This is a genomic window from Proteus sp. NMG38-2 (genome assembly GCF_020640995.1).
In the GTDB taxonomy this organism is placed as follows: domain Bacteria; phylum Pseudomonadota; class Gammaproteobacteria; order Enterobacterales; family Enterobacteriaceae; genus Proteus.
In genome coordinates this window covers 3,641,528-3,663,881 of sequence record NZ_CP085481.1, presented here as the reverse complement: position 1 = coordinate 3,663,881, position 22,354 = coordinate 3,641,528, and the positions used below count along the sequence as shown (strand labels likewise).

Annotated in this window: 15 protein-coding genes and 1 pseudogene; 9 read left to right on the top strand and 7 right to left on the bottom strand. The window is 38.2% G+C overall.

Translation table 11 applies throughout. The features are described from left to right. Positions 1 to 43: 43 nt before the first annotated feature. The 7 genes and pseudogenes from parE to LG402_RS17305 all read left to right on the top strand — a co-directional run bounded on the left by parE (position 44) and on the right by LG402_RS17305 (position 12,413). Positions 44 to 1,939 (top strand): DNA topoisomerase IV subunit B, encoded by a 1,896-nt coding sequence (gene parE / locus LG402_RS17335; RefSeq protein WP_166539576.1) that lies wholly within the window; start codon positions 44 to 46, stop codon positions 1,937 to 1,939. A 32-nt stretch (positions 1,940 to 1,971) separates the two neighbouring features. Beyond that, positions 1,972 to 4,152, top strand: a pseudogene (gene parC, locus LG402_RS17330) (DNA topoisomerase IV subunit A); the annotation flags it as partial. A gap of 51 nt (positions 4,153 to 4,203) precedes the next feature. Beyond that, positions 4,204 to 4,929, top strand: a complete 726-nt coding sequence (locus LG402_RS22410; RefSeq protein WP_413685693.1) for a DNA gyrase C-terminal beta-propeller domain-containing protein — start codon at positions 4,204 to 4,206, stop codon at positions 4,927 to 4,929. A 64-nt stretch (positions 4,930 to 4,993) separates the two neighbouring features. Further along, positions 4,994 to 5,743: a 1-acylglycerol-3-phosphate O-acyltransferase gene (locus LG402_RS17320; protein ID WP_166539574.1), complete on the top strand. Its 750-nt coding sequence runs from the start codon at positions 4,994 to 4,996 to the stop codon at positions 5,741 to 5,743. Positions 5,744 to 6,064: 321 nt separating this feature from the next. Next, a complete protein-coding gene (gene ftsP / locus LG402_RS17315) occupies positions 6,065 to 7,486 on the top strand; it encodes a cell division protein FtsP (protein ID WP_227336028.1) in 1,422 nt (473 codons plus the stop codon). A gap of 453 nt (positions 7,487 to 7,939) precedes the next feature. Then, entirely contained in the window at positions 7,940 to 11,164 is a 3,225-nt protein-coding gene (gene pta / locus LG402_RS17310; protein ID WP_227336027.1) for an autotransporter Pta, read from the top strand. Positions 11,165 to 11,270: 106 nt separating this feature from the next. Beyond that, on the top strand, positions 11,271 to 12,413 hold the full coding sequence (locus LG402_RS17305; RefSeq protein ID WP_227336026.1) for a hypothetical protein: 1,143 nt from the start codon (positions 11,271 to 11,273) through the stop codon (positions 12,411 to 12,413). A 45-nt stretch (positions 12,414 to 12,458) separates the two neighbouring features. On the opposite strand, the gene LG402_RS17300 is transcribed toward LG402_RS17305, so the two are convergent. Continuing rightward, positions 12,459 to 13,073 carry a LysE family translocator gene (locus tag LG402_RS17300; protein ID WP_227336025.1) on the bottom strand — a complete coding sequence of 205 codons (615 nt, stop codon included), beginning with the start codon at positions 13,071 to 13,073 and terminating at the stop codon, positions 12,459 to 12,461. A gap of 175 nt (positions 13,074 to 13,248) precedes the next feature. Here LG402_RS17300 and folA point away from each other — a divergent pair, with 175 nt between their 5' ends. Then, positions 13,249 to 13,734 (top strand): type 3 dihydrofolate reductase, encoded by a 486-nt coding sequence (gene folA, locus LG402_RS17295; RefSeq protein WP_166539398.1) that lies wholly within the window; start codon positions 13,249 to 13,251, stop codon positions 13,732 to 13,734. Between the two features lie 434 nt (positions 13,735 to 14,168). Here the strand turns inward: folA and apaH are convergent, their stop codons facing one another. The 6 genes from apaH to lptD all read right to left on the bottom strand — a co-directional run bounded on the left by apaH (position 14,169) and on the right by lptD (position 20,955). Continuing rightward, positions 14,169 to 14,990, bottom strand: a complete 822-nt coding sequence (apaH, locus tag LG402_RS17290) for a bis(5'-nucleosyl)-tetraphosphatase (symmetrical) ApaH (protein ID WP_166539397.1) — start codon at positions 14,988 to 14,990, stop codon at positions 14,169 to 14,171. A 2-nt stretch (positions 14,991 to 14,992) separates the two neighbouring features. Then, positions 14,993 to 15,370: a Co2+/Mg2+ efflux protein ApaG gene (apaG, locus tag LG402_RS17285; protein ID WP_109409103.1), complete on the bottom strand. Its 378-nt coding sequence runs from the start codon at positions 15,368 to 15,370 to the stop codon at positions 14,993 to 14,995. 25 nt (positions 15,371 to 15,395) lie between these two features. Further along, a complete protein-coding gene (gene rsmA, locus LG402_RS17280; RefSeq protein WP_210813080.1) occupies positions 15,396 to 16,214 on the bottom strand; it encodes a 16S rRNA (adenine(1518)-N(6)/adenine(1519)-N(6))-dimethyltransferase RsmA in 819 nt (272 codons plus the stop codon). After that, complete coding sequence (pdxA, locus tag LG402_RS17275) at positions 16,207 to 17,205, bottom strand: 4-hydroxythreonine-4-phosphate dehydrogenase PdxA (RefSeq protein WP_227336024.1); 999 nt, start codon at positions 17,203 to 17,205, stop codon at positions 16,207 to 16,209. The genes rsmA and pdxA overlap by 8 nt, the downstream gene beginning before the upstream one ends. Beyond that, complete coding sequence (gene surA / locus LG402_RS17270; RefSeq protein WP_243733288.1) at positions 17,195 to 18,505, bottom strand: peptidylprolyl isomerase SurA; 1,311 nt, start codon at positions 18,503 to 18,505, stop codon at positions 17,195 to 17,197. Before surA ends, pdxA begins: the two co-directional genes overlap by 11 nt. 77 nt (positions 18,506 to 18,582) lie before the next feature. Further along, positions 18,583 to 20,955 (bottom strand): LPS assembly protein LptD, encoded by a 2,373-nt coding sequence (gene lptD, locus LG402_RS17265; RefSeq protein ID WP_109409099.1) that lies wholly within the window; start codon positions 20,953 to 20,955, stop codon positions 18,583 to 18,585. A gap of 430 nt (positions 20,956 to 21,385) precedes the next feature. On the opposite strand from lptD, the gene djlA reads away from it, so the two are divergent. Continuing rightward, entirely contained in the window at positions 21,386 to 22,186 is an 801-nt protein-coding gene (gene djlA, locus LG402_RS17260) for a co-chaperone DjlA (protein ID WP_166539393.1), read from the top strand. The last annotated feature ends 168 nt before the right edge of the window (positions 22,187 to 22,354 follow it).

Sequence of the window (22,354 nt, the reverse complement as noted above, 5' to 3'; positions counted from 1 at the left end):
ATTATAAACAGTATTTTCTAACAGCGAACCGCAGATTAAAACAATGACTCAATCAAGTTATAACGCAAAGGATATTGAGGTTCTTAATGGTCTAGAACCAGTACGTCGCCGTCCTGGCATGTACACTGATACGACTAGACCGAACCATTTGGCACAGGAAGTGATAGATAATAGCGTGGACGAGGCGCTTGCGGGACACGCATCGAAGGTCGATGTCATTTTATATGAAGACCAATCTATCGAAGTTATCGACAATGGGCGAGGAATGCCTGTCGATATTCATCCTGAACTTAAGGTCTCTGCTATCGAGTTAATTCTTGCTCACCTCCACGCCGGAGGAAAATTCTCTAATAAAAACTATCAATTTTCCGGTGGGCTACATGGTGTAGGGATCTCGGTTGTTAACGCACTTTCTAAGCGTATTGAAGTGACCGTTCGTCGTGATGGTAAGATTTATCAAATTGCTTTTGAAAATGGCGACAAAGTCGAAGAGTTACACGAAATTGGAACTTGTGCAAAGCGAGATACTGGAACAAGTGTGCATTTTTGGCCTGATGGCTCTTATTTTGATGTTCCTCGCTTTTCCGCCAAAAGCTTATCTCACGTATTAAAAGCCAAAGCCGTATTGTGTCCCGGTGTTAATGTCTCTTTTGTTGATAAAGTGAATAACACACAAGAAAACTGGTGCTACGCTGACGGCTTAACCGATTATTTAAGTGAAGCTGTCGCTGAATTTATTCGCCTTCCTGAAGAGCCTTTTACTGGAAAATTTGAAGGGGATAACGAAGCGGTTGAATGGTCTATGTTATGGCTGCCTGAAGGTGGCGATCTACTCACTGAAAGCTATGTTAACTTAATTCCGACAGTTCAAGGTGGTACACACGTAAATGGTTTACGCCAAGGTGTGTTAGATGCAATGCGTGAATTTTGTGAATTCCGTAATTTACTACCAAGAGGTCTTAAACTAACTGCCGATGATACATGGGAGCGTTGTGCTTATGTATTATCAGTGAAAATGCAAGATCCTCAATTTGCAGGGCAAACTAAAGAGCGACTCTCCTCAAGACAAACCAGTGCATTTGTTGCAAATGCTGTAAAAAATGCTTTTAGCTTATGGCTAAATCAGAATGTTCAAGTCGGTGAATTACTTGCTGAAATGGCAATTAGTAGCGCTCAACGTCGTATGCGTGCTGCCAAAAAAGTGGTGAGAAAGAAACTCACTTCAGGGCCAGCATTGCCGGGTAAATTGGCTGATTGTACTTCTCAAGATTTACGGTATACCGAACTGTTTTTAGTTGAAGGAGACTCTGCAGGAGGCTCAGCGAAACAAGCGCGTGATCGTGAGTATCAAGCGATTATGCCACTACGTGGTAAAATTCTAAATACATGGGAAGTCTCTTCAGATGAAGTGTTAGCGTCACAAGAAGTCCATGATATTTCGGTAGCGATTGGTATGGATCCTGATAATGATGATTTAAGCCAATTACGTTACGGTAAAGTTTGTATCCTTGCGGATGCGGACTCAGATGGTTTACATATCGCAACCTTACTGTGTGCTTTATTTGTGCGCCATTTCCCTGCGCTTGTTAAGCAAGGGCACGTTTATATGGCGATGCCACCGCTTTACCGTATCGATTTAGGTAAAGAAGTTCATTATGCCCTTGATGAATCAGAAAAAAATGCCATTTTACAACGTTTAAGCCGTAAAAAAGGAAAGCCCAACGTACAGCGCTTTAAAGGTTTGGGTGAGATGAACCCAATTCAATTACGTGAAACAACGCTTGATCCTAATACGCGCCGTTTAGTGCAATTGGTAATTGATGATGAAAATTATCAAGAAACCCTAGGCATGATGGATATGTTGTTAGCGAAGAAACGCTCTGAAGATCGCCGAAATTGGTTACAAGAGAAAGGCGATGAAGTTGACATCGAAGTGTAATGGATACCACAAGAGTCTGAGGAAAAAATTGAATGAGTGAATTGACTCATGATGGTGTAGAGCGCCAAGCGCTCCACTTATTTACAGAAAATGCCTATCTCAACTACTCCATGTACGTCATTATGGATCGTGCATTGCCTTTTATTGGAGATGGGCTAAAACCTGTGCAACGTCGCATCGTTTATGCGATGTCAGAGCTTGGTTTAAGTAATAACGCTAAATTTAAAAAGTCAGCCCGTACTGTTGGTGACGTGCTAGGTAAATATCATCCACATGGTGATGGTGCATGTTATGAAGCCATGGTACTTATGGCTCAGCCTTTCTCTTATCGTTATCCGTTAATTGACGGACAGGGTAACTGGGGGGCGCCGGATGATCCGAAATCTTTCGCTGCAATGCGTTATACCGAATCCCGCCTTTCAAAATATTCACAAACTCTATTAAGTGAATTAGGACATGGTACGGTAGATTGGATCCCTAACTTTGACGGCACAATGCAAGAGCCGAAAATGTTGCCTGCCCGCTTACCTAATATCGTGCTTAATGGCACAACAGGTATTGCGGTTGGGATGGCAACGGATATTCCACCGCATAATGCACGTGAAATTGGACAAGCCTTAGTGATGCTTTTAGATAATCCTGATGCGGGATTATCTGAGGTGATGCAATATGTTCAAGGCCCTGATTATCCAACTGAAGCTGAAATTATTACGGCTCAAGACGATATTAAAAAAATCTATAAAACGGGTCGCGGTTCGGTCAGAATGCGAGCTGTTTGGCAAAAAGAAGAGGGATGCGCCGTTATCACAGCGTTACCTCATCAAGTTTCTGGCGCCAAGGTACTTGAGCAAATTGCAGCCTTGATGCGAGCAAAAAAACTGCCTTTAGTTGAAGATTTGCGTGATGAATCCGATCACGAGAATCCAACCAGACTTGTGATTGTTCCTCGTAGTAATCGTGTTGATTTAGAGCAAGTGATGTACTACTTGTTCGTAAATACCGATTTAGAGAAAAGTTATCGCGTTAACCTGAATATGATTGGGTTAGATAACCGTCCAGCAGTAAAAGGATTACTGACGATTTTAAATGAATGGCTGGTGTATCGTCGCCAAACAGTCACAAATCGTCTAAATCATCGCTTAGAAAAAGTGTTGCGTCGCTTAGAAATTCTCAAAGGTTTATTAATTGCTTATCTTAATATTGATGAAGTGATTGAGATCATTCGTCATGAAGATGAGCCAAAAGCAGAATTAATGCGCCGCTTTGAGTTATCTGATATTCAAGCTGAAGCTATTTTAGAGTTACGTTTACGTCATTTAGCCAAACTTGAAGAGATGAAACTAAAAGGTGAAAGTGATGAGCTTGAAAAAGAACGTGACAGTATTGAAAAATTATTAAGTTCACCACGCCGTTTAAATACGCTACTGAAAAAAGAGATTGAAGCAGACGCGAAAGAATTTGGTGATGACAGACGTTCCCCTATTCGCCCTCAGGAAGAGGCGAAAGTGGTTAATGAACAAGATATGTTGCCATCAGAGCCTGTGACCATTGTGCTGTCTGAAATGGGTTGGGTACGTAATGCAAAAGGACATGATATTGATCCTAGTGGTATGAGTTACCGTGCCGGGGATAGTTATCACAGTGCAGTCCGAGGCATGAGTAATCAACCTGTTCTGTTCCTTGATTCTACTGGTCGAAGCTATACGTTAAGCCCGAATGATATGCCTTCAGGGAGAAGTCAGGGGGAACCACTAACAGGAAAATTAACTTTCCCACCTGAAGCCAGCGTGAAATACATGTTAGCAGGCAGTGCTGGGCAAGAATATTTACTGGCAACAAAAGAAGGTTATGGTTCTGTTCTCTCTTATGATGAGATGGAAACAAAAAATAAAACGGGTAAAGGGTTACTGACAGTTTCAGAAGAAACAGAGTTACTAGAGCCTTTCTTAGTTGATCCACAGAAAAAGAATGATCAGTATTGGTTTATTATCATCACGGATAAAACACGCATTTTAGCTATTTCAGCAGAACAACTGAATGAAATGAACAAAAAAGGACGTGGAACTCGCTTAGTTGCGTTAGGTAAAGAGCAAGGTGATGTCATTGAACAAATGCTGTTTGCCCCTAAAAATGAGGCATTAATCTTTACTGTAGATGGTCAGCACGAAGTGCTTAAAGCCGAAGAGATTAGCTATTTTAGTGGTAATGCAGGTGATGAACCTATTCCATTAAAACATCTACATCCTGAAGCTGTTACGGTCATTATGTCGGAAAAAGGACTCATTCGTTGCCAGAAAGGCCATAATATTGATGCTCAATCTGTTGGTTTTAAAGCAGGTGATGATTATTTCGCTGCTATTGAAGGAATGAGCAATCAGCCTGTACACTTAATAGATACCACAGGTCAAAGCTATACCGTTGATGTTGATGCCTTGCCTTCTGGTCGTAGCAAAGGCGATGCGCTGACTGAACGATTAAAAATTCAGAAAGGTGCCCAGTTACGCCATGTTGTTATGGGCGAAAGCACCGATAAGATCTTAATGGCATCTGATGCTGGTTATGGTTTCATCTGCGAAGTTGATGATTTAACTTCTAAAAATAAAGCAGGAAAATCATTACTAACATTACCTGAAAATGCATTACCTTTACCGCCACAACGTTTGAATAATGAGTTAACTGATCTCATCATGATCATTACTAAAGGCGGTAGAATGCTGATTTTTGAAGCGGCAGAATTGCCAACGATGGTAAAAGGAAAAGGAAACCAGATGGTTTCTATTCCAGCTTCACAAGCTGCAAGTGGTGAGGATAATGTCGCTTGGTTACGTGTATTACCAGAAAATGCTTCAGTAACACTGCATTTTGGCAAGCGTAAACTGACAATGTCGATGAATGAGCTAGTTAGCTTTAAAGCGAAACGTGGACGCCGAGGAACTTCATTACCTCGTGGTGCTCAAGTTATCGATCATATTGATATTGAAACAAATTAAACTTAATACTTAATTGATATTTAGTGGGTCTATTGACCCACTTCTATTTAGGACGCTAAAACTTATGTTAGCCATTATTCGAGGCATTATTGTCATTCTTTACACCATTATTGTGGTGACGTTTGGAATAATTTATTGCATGTTTTCACCAAGAAATCCAAAACATGTAATGACTTATGGACGAGCATTTGGCAAGTTATCTCGTATTTTTGGGATTAAACTTGTTGAACGTTTTCCAAAAGATGCAAAAAGCTATGGCCCAAGTATTTATATTGGAAACCATCAAAATAATTTTGATATGGTAACAATGTCGAATGCAGTACAACCTAATACAGTGACTGTGGGCAAAAAAAGCTTAATCTTTATTCCTTTTTTTGGTCAATTATATTGGATCACGGGTAATATTTTGATTGATAGAGCAAACCGCTCTAAAGCACATGGCACAATTTCACAAGTTGCCGATCAAATTAAATCGAAGAAAATTTCAGTATGGATGTTCCCTGAAGGAACGCGTAGTCGTGGTCGTGGACTCTTACCGTTTAAGACAGGAGCGTTTCATGCTGCAATTCAAGCTGGTGTACCTATTATTCCGGTTTGCGTGTCGACAACACAAGGTAAAATTAAAATCAATCGCTGGAATAATGGCTACGTGATTGTTGAAATGTTGCCTCCGATTGATGTTTCAAAATACACCAAAGATCAAGTTCGGGAATTAGCCGAAGATTGCCGCCAAATTATGAAAGAGAAAATTGAAGAGCTAGATAAAGAAGTTGAAGAGATGAATAAGCGTGATTTTCCTGGCAAATTAAATTAACGTCTACACATTATCTATATGAGACATAAGCCTGATTTTCAGGCTTATACTCGTCATACTTCAAGTTGTAGCGTTGTCGTCTAGCTGCATCTTGAATAATTTAAAGTATATGTTTGTATGTATCTTACTTATCCCCTAACTACATCTCGAATTATTTAAAGTATAGTTATCAACTATTTTTAGGATTTATGTCACATCCGCGCTATTATGCTCCCGTAATTTCATTTAAGTCCTTTTGTCTTTAAATCACAGCAGCTTTTTTTCCTGTCCAATGTTTTTGATTATGCGGTAGGAATATTTGTATTTTGTTGCGGAGAAAGTATGTCATTTAGTCGTCGCCAGTTTATTCAGGCTTCAGGCTTAGCGGTATGTCTGGGCTCAATATCTTCTTCTGTTCGTGCTGGATCAGTCAATGATAAACAATTACCTATACCGCCATTGTTGGAATCTCGTCGTGGCCAGCCTCTGTTTTTGACTTTGCAAAATGTGCATTGGGCATTTAATGGTACGCAAAAAGTGGAAGTTTGGGGGATCAATGGCTCAACACCGGGACCGACAATCAAAGTTAGAAGTGGCGATGATATAAAACTTATTTATAGTAACCGTCTTAGTGAAGCTGTATCTATGACCGTAAGTGGTTTATTAGTTCCTGGTACACAAGTCGGGGGGGCTGCTAGATTAATGTCACCAGGCGCGTATTGGTCGCCGGTATTACCCATTCGCCAAAAAGCAGCAACGTGTTGGTATCACGCCAATACTCCCTTTAAAATGGCGCCTCATGTTTATAACGGGCTGGTGGGAATGTGGATTGTGGAAGATGAAGAGAGTCGATCCCTACCTTTACCCAAAGAGTATGGTGTAAATGATTTTCCGCTGATAATCCAAGATAAACGAATTGATAATTTTGGCACACCGCAATACGACAAAGAAGCTGCAAGTGACGGTTTTTATGGTGATACGTTGCTCGTGAATGGGCGTGAAGATCCTTATATCGAAGTTTCTAGAGGATGGATCCGCTTACGTTTGGTCAATGCGTCTAATGCTCGTCGTTATGAATTAACCGCAAATGATGGTCGATCGCTTTATCTTATCGCTTCTGATCAAGGTTTATTAACATCCCCCGTAGAGTTGAAATCAATTCCAATGGCTCCGGGTGAACGACGTGAAATACTTGTTGATATGTCTGAAGGTGGTGAAGTCATCATTACAGCAGGGCAAAGTGCCGGATTTATGGACAGACTTCGTGGTATCTTTGAGCCTTCCGACTTATTACGCAATGCCAATATATTGACGATTAGACCGACAGGATTAATGTCATTAGTTACTGATAAAGCACCACAGCAATTAGCGCTGGATGACACTCAAATTACCACCTCGATTCAACCTAGAACCATTCAACTTCATAACAGTCCTCCAGGTATCAATAATGCTCGTTGGGAGCTTTCAAGAATTGATTTGGTGGGTAAACAAAATGGCTGGGAACGTTGGCTTGTCACTGTACCAACGCCTCAATCATTCCATATTGAAGGCGCTCGTTTTAAAGTCATTAATCATAATGGGCAAAAACCTTCACCTGCGGATTTTGGTTGGAAAGATACGGTTTGGATAGAAAGTCAGAGTGAGTTATTAGTGGAGCTAAAACAACCTTCTTATTCCCACTTTCCTTTCTTGTATTACAGCCAGTTACTAGAAAATGCAGATAAAGGAATGGTAGGACAAATGGAAATCACGCCTGTAGAATAATAGCTTAGTCATAGTGCTAAATTAAAATAAAAACAGTATTTTTAAAATAAAAATACTGTTTTTTTTTATATCTAAATAATGCAGATTATATTTTTTCGACTAAAGTTAAATAGAGAATAATATTCTCATTTTTAATTTGTTAATTAATTTAGAGTAATTGTTTTTTTATCTACACTCTCTTTATTAAATTGATTTAAATATTGATATTAATAGAAACAATGTTGATTAAAGTTGGTTTTAACTTTTTGTAATATAATGTATTGCGATCTAAATCTGTTTAATCTATCTGTTAATTTGTGATTACATAGTCAATCTATCTATTTTTCTGGCATGAAATCATATTTTTGAGATGCCCTTCAAGTAATTATTTCTCTAGAAACAAGAGAATCTTTGCGTCTTTTATTTTTGATCCTTAATAAATGTTATTAATTTAAATATAACTGAAGGTACAGAATGAACAAAGAAATAGCTTTAAGTCACCATCACAAAATGAATAAAAATAATAGAATAAATAAAAATATATTCCAACTATCCCTTGTTGCATCCGCGTTATTTTTTTCTGGATATTCCGTTGCATATTCAGAAGCTGGACAATTAGGTGATACAAAAAGTTGGGAAAGCCAAGAATATCAAAAAGACTGGGGCTTGGCGGCTATGAATGCCTCTAGTGCTTATGCACTTGGTTTCCATGGGCAAGGTGCCAAAATCGGTGTAATGGACTCTGGTGCATTATTATCACATCCAGAATTGAATGATGCTCGGTTTCATGCTGTGAAAGCCAAAGGCCAATATGGTTCAACGGGTATGCGTTACCCTCAGGAAATGGGGGGACATTATGAAAAAGGTCAGGCCTTTGATGTTGATGGAGGTTGGATCAAAGGAGTGAATGATACACACGGAACACATGTTACAGGCACCGTAGGCGCAAGCCGTGATGGCAATGGTATGCATGGGGTAGCGTGGAGAGCTGATGTTTATTTAGGAAATACAGGCGCAACAGATAGCAATAACTACGGGCCATATCAAGATTACACCTATTTCTACACTGGCTGGAAAGCCATGGTCGATGCAGGGGCTCAGGTAATTAATAATAGCTGGGGTACAAACCCTCGTATTATTAACGCAGATAAAACGGTAGGCCCTGATGGCGGTAATACAACAGTGCATATGCCAGTAGATACCACTGCACAAACTGAATATGAATATTTCTACTTTAAAAAAGTCTATGGCGATAAACCTTCCTTTGTTGATGCGGCTTATGATGCAGTAAAAGGCACTAACGTTGTACAAGTATTTACAACCGGTAACCGTGACTTTGCTCAGCCTTATTATCGTCCTCTTTATCCTTACTTTAATCCTGAAGCAGAAAAACATTGGATTGCGGTTGCGGGGCTGAAACAGAATGCGGACAAATCAGGTTATGAATTAGAAAAAATCTTTAATGAAGCGGGCAATGCGAAATGGTGGACGGTTGTTGCACCAGGTCGCAACATTTATTCGTCAGTTGTTGATGAAGAGGGAAATGCAGGTTGGAATACCTTTAGTGGTACATCAATGGCTGCTCCTCATGTTACAGGTGCCATGGGCGTATTGATGTCACGCTATCAATCAATGAATGCGATGCAAATACGTGATGTGATGTTTACAACAGCCAATCACCGTAATCCAGATGGCTCTTTATATGATAGCTGGACTGCGGCTGAAGGAACGCCTGATGTGCGTTATGGTTGGGGTACGCCGGATTTAGATAAAGGGATGTATGGTCCGGGTCAGTTCTTAGGTAAATTTGAATATAACTTAAGCATGACTCCACTTGATGTTTGGACAAATGATATTTCACAAACTGCGTTAGATCTACGTGAACAAGAAGATCTCGCATGGTTGAAGGAATATACAGATAAAGGCATTGCAGCTGGTGGTGATTACAATCTAGGTACTGATTTTGTTATCAACGATGGTAACCCTGATCCAACTTCCCATATTGTTAGCAAAGAAGATGCTGAAAAATGGCGTAAAGAGTATTACCAAAAACGAGCTGATGCTATTCAAGCTAAAATTAACGCTGGTTTGTATGATGGGGCTTTAGTTAAGAAAGGCGAAGGTACATTGGTTATGACTGGCGATAATACTTATCGTGGCGGTACAACAGTCGAACAAGGTACTTTATATGGCTTTACCGAATCGTTTGGCACTGAAGCTGTTAACGTTAATGGTGGTAAATTAAGTGTTATTGATCGCTATAACGATACCTTTACACAACAAGGCCAACTAGCATCAAACGAAAGCCACAAAGCTAATATTAATATCAACGATAAAGGCACGTACTTAGTTACCGTTGGGCATGATGTTAATGTCGGAGATATGGCCTTAAATAAAGGGGCAAGTTTAGATATTGGTGCTGATAGTGAAGGTCAATTAAAAGATATTTACCTTAATAATACCGTCACAATAGGTACCGTTAATGCAGACAATTTAGTTGATAATCGTACTAAAACTAAAATGTTAGCGAATAACAATCCAGACAGTGATTATGCATTATTTGATAAAAATGTTTCTGTAAAAGACAACACAATTACAGGTACATTAAGTAAGAAAGAAAATACCTCTTTAGCCACATTTGCGAATAATGAAAATGGCCGTTCTATTGCTAATACTTTAGATAGCACAGGTCGTGGCGATTTATTCAATGCTGTATTACCAATGAATGAAAGAGATCTGAATAAGACTTATGGATCATTGGGCAGTGATATGTACCTTAATGCTAACAGTGCAAGTGTAGTGAATGTGTTAGGTTTAACACGCACAGTGAAAGATCAAGCAATGGGTATTGGACAAGGCCGTTATGCTAAATTGGATAATAGTAATGCACGTATTTGGATGACGGGTATTGGACAATGGGGCAACATCGATTATGGTCATAGTAATATGGATGTTGATTTTTATGTCGGTTTATTAGGCGCAGAAATAGATGTGACCGAAAATACCAAAGCAGGCCTCTTCTTCGGTGCGGGTTCAACCAAATATAAAGGGAATGAACACGGCAAAATAGATAGCAACGATATCCATATTGGTGCTTATGGTGTGTCTAATTTATTTGATGTGGCTTCGTTAAACTATGGTTTTACACATACTAACCAAGATAGAGATGCTAAAAGAACACTCTGGGTAGGACAAAATGCAGGTTATAACTCTACAAGTTATGATGCAAAAATTACTCAAATTTTCTTAGAAGGTGCTTATACTCAATTTAATACGAATCAGTACTCTATTGAGCCATATGCAGGATTCAGTTGGTTACGTGTATCAACTGATGATATCAATGAAAATGTCGGTAATATGAAATTTATCACTAAGACTGATTCACAAGATATTCAAGTAGGTACTATCGGTTTACGTGGTGGATATCCATTTATGGCTGGTAGCGTTAATATGGCATTAAAAGGCGATATTTCTGCAAGTCATTTATTTGGTGATAACCGCCCTGAATCACGTCTTTTCTTATCTAATTCCGGTGATGTAACTTTATGTGGTGGCAAACTGGATAATCTGTTTGGTGTTGGTCTAGGTGTTGATGCACAATTAAGCAAATCAACAACTTTCGGGCTTTCTTACCAAGGTCAATATAATAGTGATGTAAGCTCAAGTGGTATTAATGCAACACTGAAAATTAATTTCTAAAATTTATTTGTTTTTTTATATTTAAAGCCCTTAGTAATAAGGGCTTTTTTTTGTATTAAAATATAGATAAATAAGGGATTGTTTTATTATGAGATAAGGAGTCATCATGAAAGTAAACAACACTCGTTTTCAAACTAATTTAATAAAAGATATCGATATAAATAAAAAAGAAAATCATAAAATAAAAAATGAAATTAATAGTATTTTAAATAACTTCAATAATTTTTATGTGGGAGAGAAGAGTAAAACTTTTTTATCTAAGTTGTCTTTTTTTATAAAGAAAATATTTAATTTAAAGACTGATTTGACTTTTTTGTTAGATAAAGGACAACATGCTAAGATAAATAATTTATCCACTCTTTTTGACAGAGATGGGCAAATAAAAACTAATAAATGTAGACTAATAAAATCTGACTTTGTTAGTTTTAAGAAAGAGACATTAGAATCATTCTTTTTAAGTTTAAATATAGCAGTGAAAAATGATTCTTATGATATAGCTAAAAAAATAATACAAAAATATCTTTATGAAAAATCCAAAACAAAAGAAGACTTCATTACTATAATGAGTATCTCTTTAGATGTGATTAATAATTACGAAAAAGAACAATTTGAACAATTGAATATACATAATCCAGAATGCTCTAGTATGTTAAATTATATTAACTTTAATTATAGACAATGTATTGACACTGCAATAGATTATGTTTGTAAAGAGCTTGATGGAAAAATATCCCATAAAATGAGTAATTCAATAATGTATTTAGTTAATACAATACATGATATTTACTCGATGGAAATGGAGAAAAATCTAATTATAAATATAACTAAAATTTTTATTGATAAAGCAAAAAAGTATAATGTTGGAAATTATAATAATGATGGTTTTATAAAATCAATATTAAATCTCTTGGAAAATAAATTGAAAAATAGTGAGAGCGTAAAAGAATTTGTGGATAGTATGCTTGAGTCAGGATTATTAGAGTCCAATGATATTATTAAATCGGAAGAAAAAACAGCAGGGGATGAATATTTTATATCTGACTTTAATCGAAAAATGAAAAGTTTTTTTAGTAAGAATAACTATGATGATGAAATAAAAAATAATATTGCCAATGTTATTAGAGATAATTATGAAACAATTTTAGATAAAATGAGAAATAAATCTAATCGTCTTGAGAATGAAATGGTTTTGCTGGATATTATTGATTATTTAAAGAGTGATAATGATTTAAGTTTAAATTTACTATAAATAAGTTATTCCTCTTTAATAAATTTTATTAAAGAGGTTTTTTATTTAACTCAATGCGACTTTAATGCCTAAACCAATCAGTACTACACCTAACACTTTATCAATTCCTTTTTGGATTTTATTAAGCACTCTTCTGACAGGTGCGCTTTGGATTAATAAAACCAATAAAGGCCAGTAAACTATGGCTAAGCCCCAAATAATAAAGGCATACCACAGCTTTTCTCCAATGCTTGAATCAACACTTAATACCTGAGTGAAAACGGCAAGAAAAAACAAAGTAGCTTTAGGATTGAGTAAATTACAGAGAAAGCCTTGCATAAAGGCTTTTTTAAAGCTGATCTGCGAATGCTTATCTGAGTTTTCATCAATCGAATGATTAGATTTTGACAGCAAACTCTGAAAACCAATCCATAGCAAATAAGCAGCACCAGCATATTTCAAAATGGAAAAGAGCCAAGGTGTTGTTGTGATAAGAACGGCAATACCTGCAACACAATATGACATATGCACAAGTAATGCTGCCACAATTCCCATTGCAGTCATCATTGCAGCAGATCGTTGATAACGCGCCGCATTTTTTACAACGAGAAAAAAGTCTGGGCCCGGTGAGATCATACCAAGTAAAGCAATTGTAAAAACGACTAAAGAAGTTTCAAGCATAATAGCGCCTTGTATATAACAATATTATAATGATTGAATCTTATATGATTAAGTTAACACTTCGAGTATAAAGCAATTATTTATTATCTAGGAAGCATAATTTGTATCGACTCAGGTTTTAGCTTTACGTATAGTGTGAGCAGTTTTTTTCCCATCTTTACCCGTAGGTGTGTAAATGAATATTAGTTTAATCGCAGCATTAGCGATGGATCGCATTATTGGTATGGAAAAGGCAATGCCTTGGACATTACCAGGTGACCTCGCATGGTTTAAAAAGAATACGCTAAATAAACCCGTTATTATGGGCCGGGTGACTTATGAATCTATTGGGCGTCCTTTACCGAATCGTCTCAATATTGTGTTAAGTAGCCAACCAGGAACAGATAGTGAAGTTGTTTGGGTGAAGTCTGTAGAAGAAGCTTTGCAAGCTGCTGAAAATCATGATGAAATTATGGTTATCGGTGGTGGTAAAGTGTATGAGCAGTTTTTACCTATGGCTAATACACTCTATCTAACACACATCGATGCTGAAGTAATTGGTGATACAACATTCCCTGATTATGAGCCTGATGAATGGAATTCTACCTTTATGGAATATCATGAAGCTGATGAAAACAACTCTCATAACTACTGCTTTGAAATATTAAAAAGAAGAAAATAACAAGAATTAAATAAAAAGGGAGATTAAATATCTCCCTTTTTATTATTCCTATTTTATTAATATAAGAATAATAAAAAATAAGAGTTATTATACTAACTAAGAATTTTATTTATAAAAGTTTATTATTTAAAAGTAATCATTATTTATATTTTAATAAACTCACTTTATAAGAATAATATATGAGACATTAATCAATATATAGATTTTTTATTCTCAATATTGTGGTTTCCCCTGCTTATTTCGCATCGAAAAAAAATAACATATTGATTAATAACGATTAGTTTTTATTATTTTTTATGGTGTTCGTTTTTATACAAGAAATGTTCTTTTTAGTATCAAAAAATAAATTAGGTAAAAATAAGTAGGGTGGAATGAGTAAAGCGCAAAAATTGAGTTTTTACTTTTTGCGCTTGAAATGAAGATAATGAAAAGGGTTACTTAGGTGCAGATAGACTAGCTTGAGTGAAATATTGTTTATCTTCCCAGCGCAAGCAAGTGAGGTTTCCTCCCCAGCAACACCCAGTATCGAGAGCATAAACATTATTAGGGGTGCCTTTTCCTTCAAGAGAGGCCCAATGGCCAAAAATAATGCTATAACCTTCCGGAAGTTGACTCGGTAAATCAAACCAAGGTTTTAATGGTGCAGGGGCTTCTAATGGCTTGTCTTTACAAATCATATCTAATTGACCATTAGGGAAGCAGTAGCGCATTCGAGTAAATGCATTGGTACTAAAGCGTAATCGTGCTAAGCCAGTAAGTTCTGGTGACCAATTATTGGGTAGATCGCCATACATTGAATTAATAAATAAAGGATAGCTATCACTACTTAAAATGGCTTCGACTTCACGAGCACACATTTTTGCAGTTTCTAAATCCCACTGTGGTGTGATCCCTGCATGTGCCATAATAATTTTCTTTTCTTCATCAACTTGAAGCACAGGTTGGCGTCTTAACCAATTAATTAACTCATCGACATCTGGGGCATTGAGTAATTCATTAAGTTTATCTCTTGGTTTATTCCGGCTAATTTTTGCAAATACACCTAAAAGATGAAGGTCATGATTACCCAAAACAAGTTTTAGAGAAGAGCCTAAGCTTTTTACAAAACGTAGCACTTCAAGTGAGTCTGGTCCTCGAGCAACAAGATCACCGGTTAACCATAATGTGTCCTGTGTAGGATCAAAATTCACTTTATCAAGAAGGTGGCGCAGTTCATGGTAACAGCCATGAATATCACCAATTAAATAAGTTGCCATAATTAATTTATCAATGTTGGAAGTGCAAGGCGGAAAACAGGGATCTCTATTTGAAATAATCGACCGTCAGTATCAATCATTTCATAATGGCCTTCCATTGTTCCCATCGGTGTTTCAAGAACGGCACCACTGGTATAGCTGTAATGCGTACCAGGTTCAATCAGTGGTTGCTCACCGACAACACCTTCACCCCGAACTTCTGTCGTATTACCTTGTGCATTGGTAATTAACCAGTAACGGCGCAGGAGGCGAATTGCACATTTATTCAAATTATGAATTGATACCGTATAAGCGAACACATAGCGTTCATCTTCAGGAGATGATTGGCTTTCAATGTAAACACTTTGTACTTGTATCGCCACTTTTGATGAGGTGAACATAATGCCTCCTGTCTCTGGCTTTATCTTATGCCTGTGTATCTTGCTTTTGCGATAACCAGTTTGCCACTTTACAGTATTGCTCAACAGAAATATTTTCTGCGCGAGCAGTCGGATCGATCCCCAGAGCAACCATATCTTCTGCTGTTAGCAATCCACCTAGACTGTTACGCAACGTTTTGCGTCGCTGGTTGAATGCTTGTGAAGTAATACGGCTTAGCATTGCAATATCCGTAACTGGATATGGCTTTTCTTTGTAAGGGATCAAGCGAACAACGGCTGAATCAACTTTGGGTGCGGGTTTAAATGAAGTTGGTGGAACTTCAAGTACAGGAATGATTTGGCAATAATATTGTGCCATCACACTCAAGCGACCGTAAGTTTTGCTGCCATGACCTGCAACAAGGCGGTTAACCACTTCTTTTTGTAACATAAAAGTCATATCAGAAATGGCATCAGCAAAACTGAAAAGATGGAACATAAGTGGTGTGGAAATATTATAAGGCAAGTTACCAAAGACACGCAGAGGCTGCTGACGTTCTTTTGCTAATTGTGCAAAATCAATCGTCATTGCATCTTGCTGAATAATGGTCAGCTTGTCTTTTAATGTAGGATGAACTTCTAAACGAGCAGCTAAATCACGGTCGATTTCAACTACTGTCATTTTATCCATTCTCGCGCCAACTGGTTCTGTGATAGCACCTAAACCGGGGCCAATTTCAACAATGGCTTCACCGGGTTGTGGATAAATAGATTCAACAATACTTTCAATAATATAGCTGTCTGTTAAAAAGTTCTGCCCGAAGCGTTTGCGGGCAAAGTGCCCCTGATGGACTCTATTATTCATTACAATTTTGTATCATATTAATGGCTAAATTTAATGCGGTGCAAAAACTGCCAGCATCTGCGCTTTTTGTACCTGCAAGCTCAAGGGCTGTGCCATGATCAACAGAGGTACGAATAAAGGGAAGACCGAGTGTTATATTCACTGCACGACCGAAACCTTCATATTTTAGCACAGGTAATCCCTGATCGTGATACATCGCAAGTACAGCATCAGCATGTGTTAAATATTTAGGCTGAAAAAGGGTATCAGCAGGATAAGGTCCATGGAGACAAATACCTTGCTGACGTAATTGTGTTAATGCAGGCTCAATAATATCAATTTCTTCACGCCCCATATGACCACTTTCCCCTGCATGAGGATTAAGGCCACAAACGTAAATTTGAGGTTCTGCTATGCCAAATTTAGTTTTTAAATCATGATTTAAAATGGTGATAATTTCATGCAGTAGTTCACCTGTAATTGCATCAGCGACATCTCGTAGAGGCAAATGTGTGGTTGCCAATGCGACTCTTAATGTGTCTGTTGCTAACATCATGACCACTCGTTCACAGTGACTACGATCGGCAAAGAACTCGGTGTGTCCTGTGAAATGCACACCCGCATCATTAATAATTCCTTTATGAACGGGGCCGGTTACTAATGCAGAGAATTCGCCATTAAGACAGCCATCACAAGCATGAGCTAATGTTTCTACAACGTATAATCCATTGCGCGCATCTAATGTACTTGGAATAACATTGGTATGAAGGGCAATAGGGAGTACACAAATTTGGCTTGGTGTGTGTGCTTGAGGAGGTGTTGCCGGATCGTATTCAACTAATGAAAGAGGCAGGTTTAATAATTCTGCTCTTGTTTTAAGTAACTGAGGATCAGCACAAACAACCCAAGGTAAATCCCAACTCATTTGTGCTAATGAGATAATCAGGTCAGGACCAACCCCGGCTGGTTCGCCGGGGGTGATAACAAGTGGTTTTATTTGCTTAGTTTGCATTATTCTCGTTCATTATTTTCACATAAGCCCCTACTCGTAGCTCTTGCATCCAGTTTTGTACTTCTTCATTAAACTTACGATTAAAGAGTAAACGGTATGCTTGTTCTTTATTAGCGGCATCTGTTTTATCAACACTACGTGTGTCTTCTAATTCAATTAAATGCCAGCCAAAATTTGAACGAACAGGTTGGCTTAATTCGTTTTTATTTAAGCGCATTAACGCATCGCGGAATGCTGGATCGTAAACGTCAGGCATTGACCATCCTAACTCACCACCACGTAATGCTGAACCAGGATCTTCAGAGTACTCTTTTGCTGCATCAGCAAAGCTCATTTTGCCACTACGAATATCGGCAGAAATTTGCTGTAATTTGGCATAGGCTTGCTCATCATTCATGATTGGAGAGCTTTTCAGCAGAATATGACGACTTTTAACTTCAGTAACAGAAAGGGTATTAGTTCCACCACGAATATCGTTTATTTTGATAATGTGTAAGCCAACACCTGAGTGAAGAGGCCCTACAATTTGCCCTTTCTGTGCATTAGCTAACTCTTTCGCAAACAGTGTTGGTAATTCATCAATAGATGCCCAACCCATATTACCGCCATTTAAAGCTTGTGGATCAGCCGAATAAGTTGCTGCTAACTTACCAAAATCAGCACCATTTTTAAGTTGATTCATTATGCGAGTAATGACTTGCTTTGCTTTTTCCATTTCTGCTGGAGCTGGGTTTTCTGATAATGGAATTAGGATATGGCTCAGATTAAGATCAATACTTTGACTTGCTTGGCTTTCAATTTGCTTAGCAAGAGAATCAACTTCTTGAGGCAAAATAGTAATACGGCGGCGAACTTCATTGTTACGTACTTCTGCCAGCATCATTTCTTTACGAATATCTTGGCGATATTCGTTGTAAGAAATGCCATCAGCTAAGAGGCGTTTTTTCATTTGATCAAGTGAAATTTTATTTTCAGCAGCAATACCTTGAATGGTAGATTCTACCGCAGCATCAGGAATATCAATTTGCATTTGCTGTGCCATTTGCAAAATGATGTTATCCATCACCAAACGCTCTAGAATTTGTTGGCGAAGAACTTGCTCATCAGGCATTTCCTGGCCCGCACTTTTTGCGTTCATTTTGACAGTCTGTAGCATTCTATTGACGTCACTTTCTAGAACGACACCGTTATTGACGATAGCCGATACACGGTTTAATTCTTGTGCAGCAAATGTTGTTGAGCTGGTAGCTGCACCGACCGTGATCATTAAGCCGATAAACAGCGTTTTCCAATTTTTCATAAGTTTCCCATTATGTGTTTTCCGCATCTTGTTGCGGGATGACATATTTATTCAGCCAATTCCGTAGTCTGATTAAATCAGAATGCTCTTTGATAAGGTAAGATACCGCGTTCAAGCATTTTCTGGCTACCCAAACTATGATTGTTACTTAGGCCTCTGAGTTCCACGTTGATTGACCATTTATTGTCAATATCACTGTGGTCAACTTTCCAGCCAACAATTTTTCGTTCATAACCGACGTTCACAGCCCAGCAACAGGTATTATATTGCACACCAACCATCTGGCTAACAGGTTCGGATTCTTTAGTATCAAAGTAATAAGCACCCACAAGACCCCAGCGTTCTGCTAATGGCCAACTGCCTACAACACCAACTTGCGAAATACCTTTTTGGTATTCAGGAAGTTTATTAATACCACCATCGTAAGGACGAACACGTGTTGCTTGGATATAATCACGATCAACATAACGATAACTCAACTGTAGAAGATGATCGCTATCGGCGCGATATTCCATAATCGCATCACCCATTGATACGCTACCTAAACGACGGTCATATTGTAAACCACCACGCATACCTACGGTATCAGTGATCCGCCAGTAGGCATCACCCGCCCAGACCATTGAACCTGTCTCATCTTTACTATTAATGATTTCATTACCAGTAGAAGAAGGACCTGTTCTCGGGCGCTCAAAGAAGTAGATTTGACCTACAGAAATGTTAAAACGTTCAACCAATTCGCTATCATAAAAACGAGAAGTTACACCGGTTGTTAATTGGTTTGCAGATGCAATGCGGTCTAAACCACCATACATTCTATCGCGGAAAAGTCCGCCATAGTTTGACTGTAATAACGCAGAGTCAAAGTTATTGATATTGGATTGATCTTTATAAGGAACATAAAGGTACTGAACCCGAGGTTCAAGGGTCTGTGTAATATCATTGGTTTGATATTGACGCTCAAAAACCACTTTCATATCAGATTTAAACTGTGGTAATACACGATTAACACTGTCATCTAATTGGTTAGGGTATCTTTTCTTATAAGCATCAGGAATGTCCTGATCGTAATGGGTTGCCATCACTTTCAGTTCATTATTAAAGCTAGCCCAACCTGTAGATGCAGGGAGTGAAATCGTTGGTTCGATATGGAAACGATTTGCTTCAGGTGTATTTTCACCCACGCTGGTAAAACGCACAAACTGAGCATAAGTTCGGAAATCAAATGGCCCGATATCATTCTTATAATAATTCAGATCAAGCTGTGGTTCGGCACGATAAGCTCTTGCATCTTTATTATCAGAGAAAATTTGGAACTGTTTAGTGGTTAATGTGGCATTCCAGTTCTGTTGTGCATAACCCGTACTAAATTTCTGAGTTGCATAACCATCAGTGGTATTACCGTATTGAGAGGTAAAATCAGTGAAGTATTTGTTGTCACTTACTTTCGTGTAATCGATATTAAATCGCCATACATTGTTCATGACACCACTGTGGCCCCAGTAGAATAACCAACGTGTGGCGGTATCACGAGGAAGATAGCCTGCTTTATTTTCTTCTTTGTCTTTATTGTATTGGCTATCGTGATTAATCCAATCTACAGCAATCGTACCGCGTCCTGGTGTTGTTAAATAACGGAATTCGTTATCTAATTTTAAACCACGGCGGCTGATATAGTTAGTTGTAATAGTGGCATCATAATTAGGGGCGATATTCCAATAGTAAGGGAGTTGGAAATCAAATCCTGAACTACGAGAATAGCTTCCGTTTGGAATTAAGAAACCAGAGCGACGTTTATCACCGATAGGTAATTGAAGGTAAGGGCTGTAGAAAATAGGAACATTAGCAACGCGAAAGCGTGCATTCCAAATTTCAGCAACTTGTTCTTCGCGATCTAAAATGACTTCAGAGCCGACAACGCTCCAGCTATCATCGCCAGGTAAACAAGAGGTGAACATCCCTTTATCCATAATGGTATAGCGGTTTTCGCCACGCATTTGCATCTTATCGGCATAACCACGGCCTTGGCGGCCAACCATCTGGTAATCACCTTGTTCAATATCCGTATCTTTATTATTAAGATTAGACCAAGCACGAGGGCCTTTTAAGATGATTTGAGGATCATCATAAGAGACATTTCCTGTCGCGGTCACCATTCTTAATGGCGTTTCTCCCTCAGTTTGTGTCAGTTCAACACTGTCTGCACTTAAGGTTTGGTTTCCCTGTTTAATATCAACATCACCTTTATATTTGATCATGCGAGGATATTCACCTTGCATATCATTTGCAGTGATAGTGACAGGCAAGTCATTAGGATCGCCTTGTACTAATGGTTTGTTATAAACGGGAACTCCCAGTAAACATTGGGAGGCAAGATCAGCATAAGCAGGCTGACCGTATATTGTGGCCCAAACTAAGGTGGCCAGCAGTGTGGGATAACTTTTTTTCATAAGTATTTATGTGCTTCCGTCATCAGTGGCTTCATGCTGATAAACAGCCAGAAACTAACGCAGGGAGTTATGCGACACCAGCCCAACGTTCTGAACATTGTTCTAACGGTAACCGAAAAGTAGGCGTAAACCTCATTTTTTCGATGTTTCTGTGTTGAAATAGGGTTATAGCCTTATTAGAAACAAAAAAACACCGCGCTGATGCGGTATTTCGTGCGGTCTAATAACGCTAAAGTTATTCGTTTGGTCACTCATTTTACTTTAACACAATTTAAACGAAAACAGCATTACCTCTGTCCAAAGAGAAACAGTAAATATCTTCATTTTAAGAAAAAGTCTATTTAGACGTCGCTTGGTGTTAGGTGTGCAAGCAAATGAATAGTATGATAATGCAAAATTGCAGGCAGAGCATTGAAGATTTGAGGAGTCTATGCGCTATTGGGGAAAATTATTAGGCCTTATCATCGGTAGTTTTGCGGGGGTAGGCTTCTGGGGCATTGTTATTGGTGTTTTTCTTGGACACCTCTATGACATGCAACGAGGTAAATTAGGAAGTGGTGGTCGCTATACTCGTGATAGACAAGCTTTTTTCTTTGCTGCAACTTTTCAAGTTTTAGGACACCTAACAAAATCAAAAGGGCGAGTCACTCAAACGGATATCTCACTTGCAAGTGAATTGATGGATAGGATGAATTTGCATGGAGTGGGGCGTCAAGCAGCTCAGCAAGCATTTAGAGAAGGTAAATCACCCGATTTTCCCTTAAGAGCTACCTTGCAACGTGTTCGACAAATTTGTGCTGGTCGTCGTGACTTACTTCAGATGTTTCTGGAAATTCAGTTACAAGCGGCTTTTGCCGATGGCCAATTGCACCCGAATGAAAGAAAAATGTTGTTTATCATTATTGATGAGCTGGGTTTTTCGCGTGCGCATTTTGAACATATATTAGCAATGATGCAGGCTGGTCAAAATTTCCACTATCAAAATAGGCAAGGATATCAGCCTCAACCTCAAGGCCCAACACTCGCTGATGCGTGTAAGGTACTTGGTGTTAATGAGACCGATGATGTTAAAACCATAAAAAGGGCTTATAGAAAATTAATGGGAGAACATCATCCAGATAAACTTGTAGCGAAAGGTTTGCCACCAGAAATGATGGAAATTGCAAAACAAAAAGCACAGTCTATACAAGTTGCTTACGATTTGATTAAAAAAGAAAAAGGATTTCGTTAACATCTTGTAAAAGAAGATGAGAAAAGAGAGAATTATTTCGTGATAGAGATAACTTAGGTTGAGTTGAGTTTATTATTTATCACGGTAAAATATAAGTGAAATTTAATTATTTCATTCTCTCTTCTCTTAAAAAAGGAACTATATCCATGTCAAACGTCCGTGTTCTTG

What these genes read in the sequence shown, in the direction of transcription:
- parE (WP_166539576.1), top strand. Translation starts at nt 44, where the DNA reads ATGACTCAATCAAGTTATAACGCAAAGGATATTGAGGTTCTTAATGGT.
- LG402_RS22410 (WP_413685693.1), top strand. Translation starts at nt 4,204, where the DNA reads ATGTCGGAAAAAGGACTCATTCGTTGCCAGAAAGGCCATAATATTGAT.
- LG402_RS17320 (WP_166539574.1), top strand. Translation starts at nt 4,994, where the DNA reads ATGTTAGCCATTATTCGAGGCATTATTGTCATTCTTTACACCATTATT.
- ftsP (WP_227336028.1), top strand. Translation starts at nt 6,065, where the DNA reads ATGTCATTTAGTCGTCGCCAGTTTATTCAGGCTTCAGGCTTAGCGGTA.
- pta (WP_227336027.1), top strand. Translation starts at nt 7,940, where the DNA reads ATGAACAAAGAAATAGCTTTAAGTCACCATCACAAAATGAATAAAAAT.
- LG402_RS17305 (WP_227336026.1), top strand. Translation starts at nt 11,271, where the DNA reads ATGAAAGTAAACAACACTCGTTTTCAAACTAATTTAATAAAAGATATC.
- LG402_RS17300 (WP_227336025.1), bottom strand. Translation starts at nt 13,073, where the DNA reads ATGCTTGAAACTTCTTTAGTCGTTTTTACAATTGCTTTACTTGGTATG.
- folA (WP_166539398.1), top strand. Translation starts at nt 13,249, where the DNA reads ATGAATATTAGTTTAATCGCAGCATTAGCGATGGATCGCATTATTGGT.
- apaH (WP_166539397.1), bottom strand. Translation starts at nt 14,990, where the DNA reads ATGGCAACTTATTTAATTGGTGATATTCATGGCTGTTACCATGAACTG.
- apaG (WP_109409103.1), bottom strand. Translation starts at nt 15,370, where the DNA reads ATGTTCACCTCATCAAAAGTGGCGATACAAGTACAAAGTGTTTACATT.
- rsmA (WP_210813080.1), bottom strand. Translation starts at nt 16,214, where the DNA reads ATGAATAATAGAGTCCATCAGGGGCACTTTGCCCGCAAACGCTTCGGG.
- pdxA (WP_227336024.1), bottom strand. Translation starts at nt 17,205, where the DNA reads ATGCAAACTAAGCAAATAAAACCACTTGTTATCACCCCCGGCGAACCA.
- surA (WP_243733288.1), bottom strand. Translation starts at nt 18,505, where the DNA reads ATGAAAAATTGGAAAACGCTGTTTATCGGCTTAATGATCACGGTCGGT.
- lptD (WP_109409099.1), bottom strand. Translation starts at nt 20,955, where the DNA reads ATGAAAAAAAGTTATCCCACACTGCTGGCCACCTTAGTTTGGGCCACA.
- djlA (WP_166539393.1), top strand. Translation starts at nt 21,386, where the DNA reads ATGCGCTATTGGGGAAAATTATTAGGCCTTATCATCGGTAGTTTTGCG.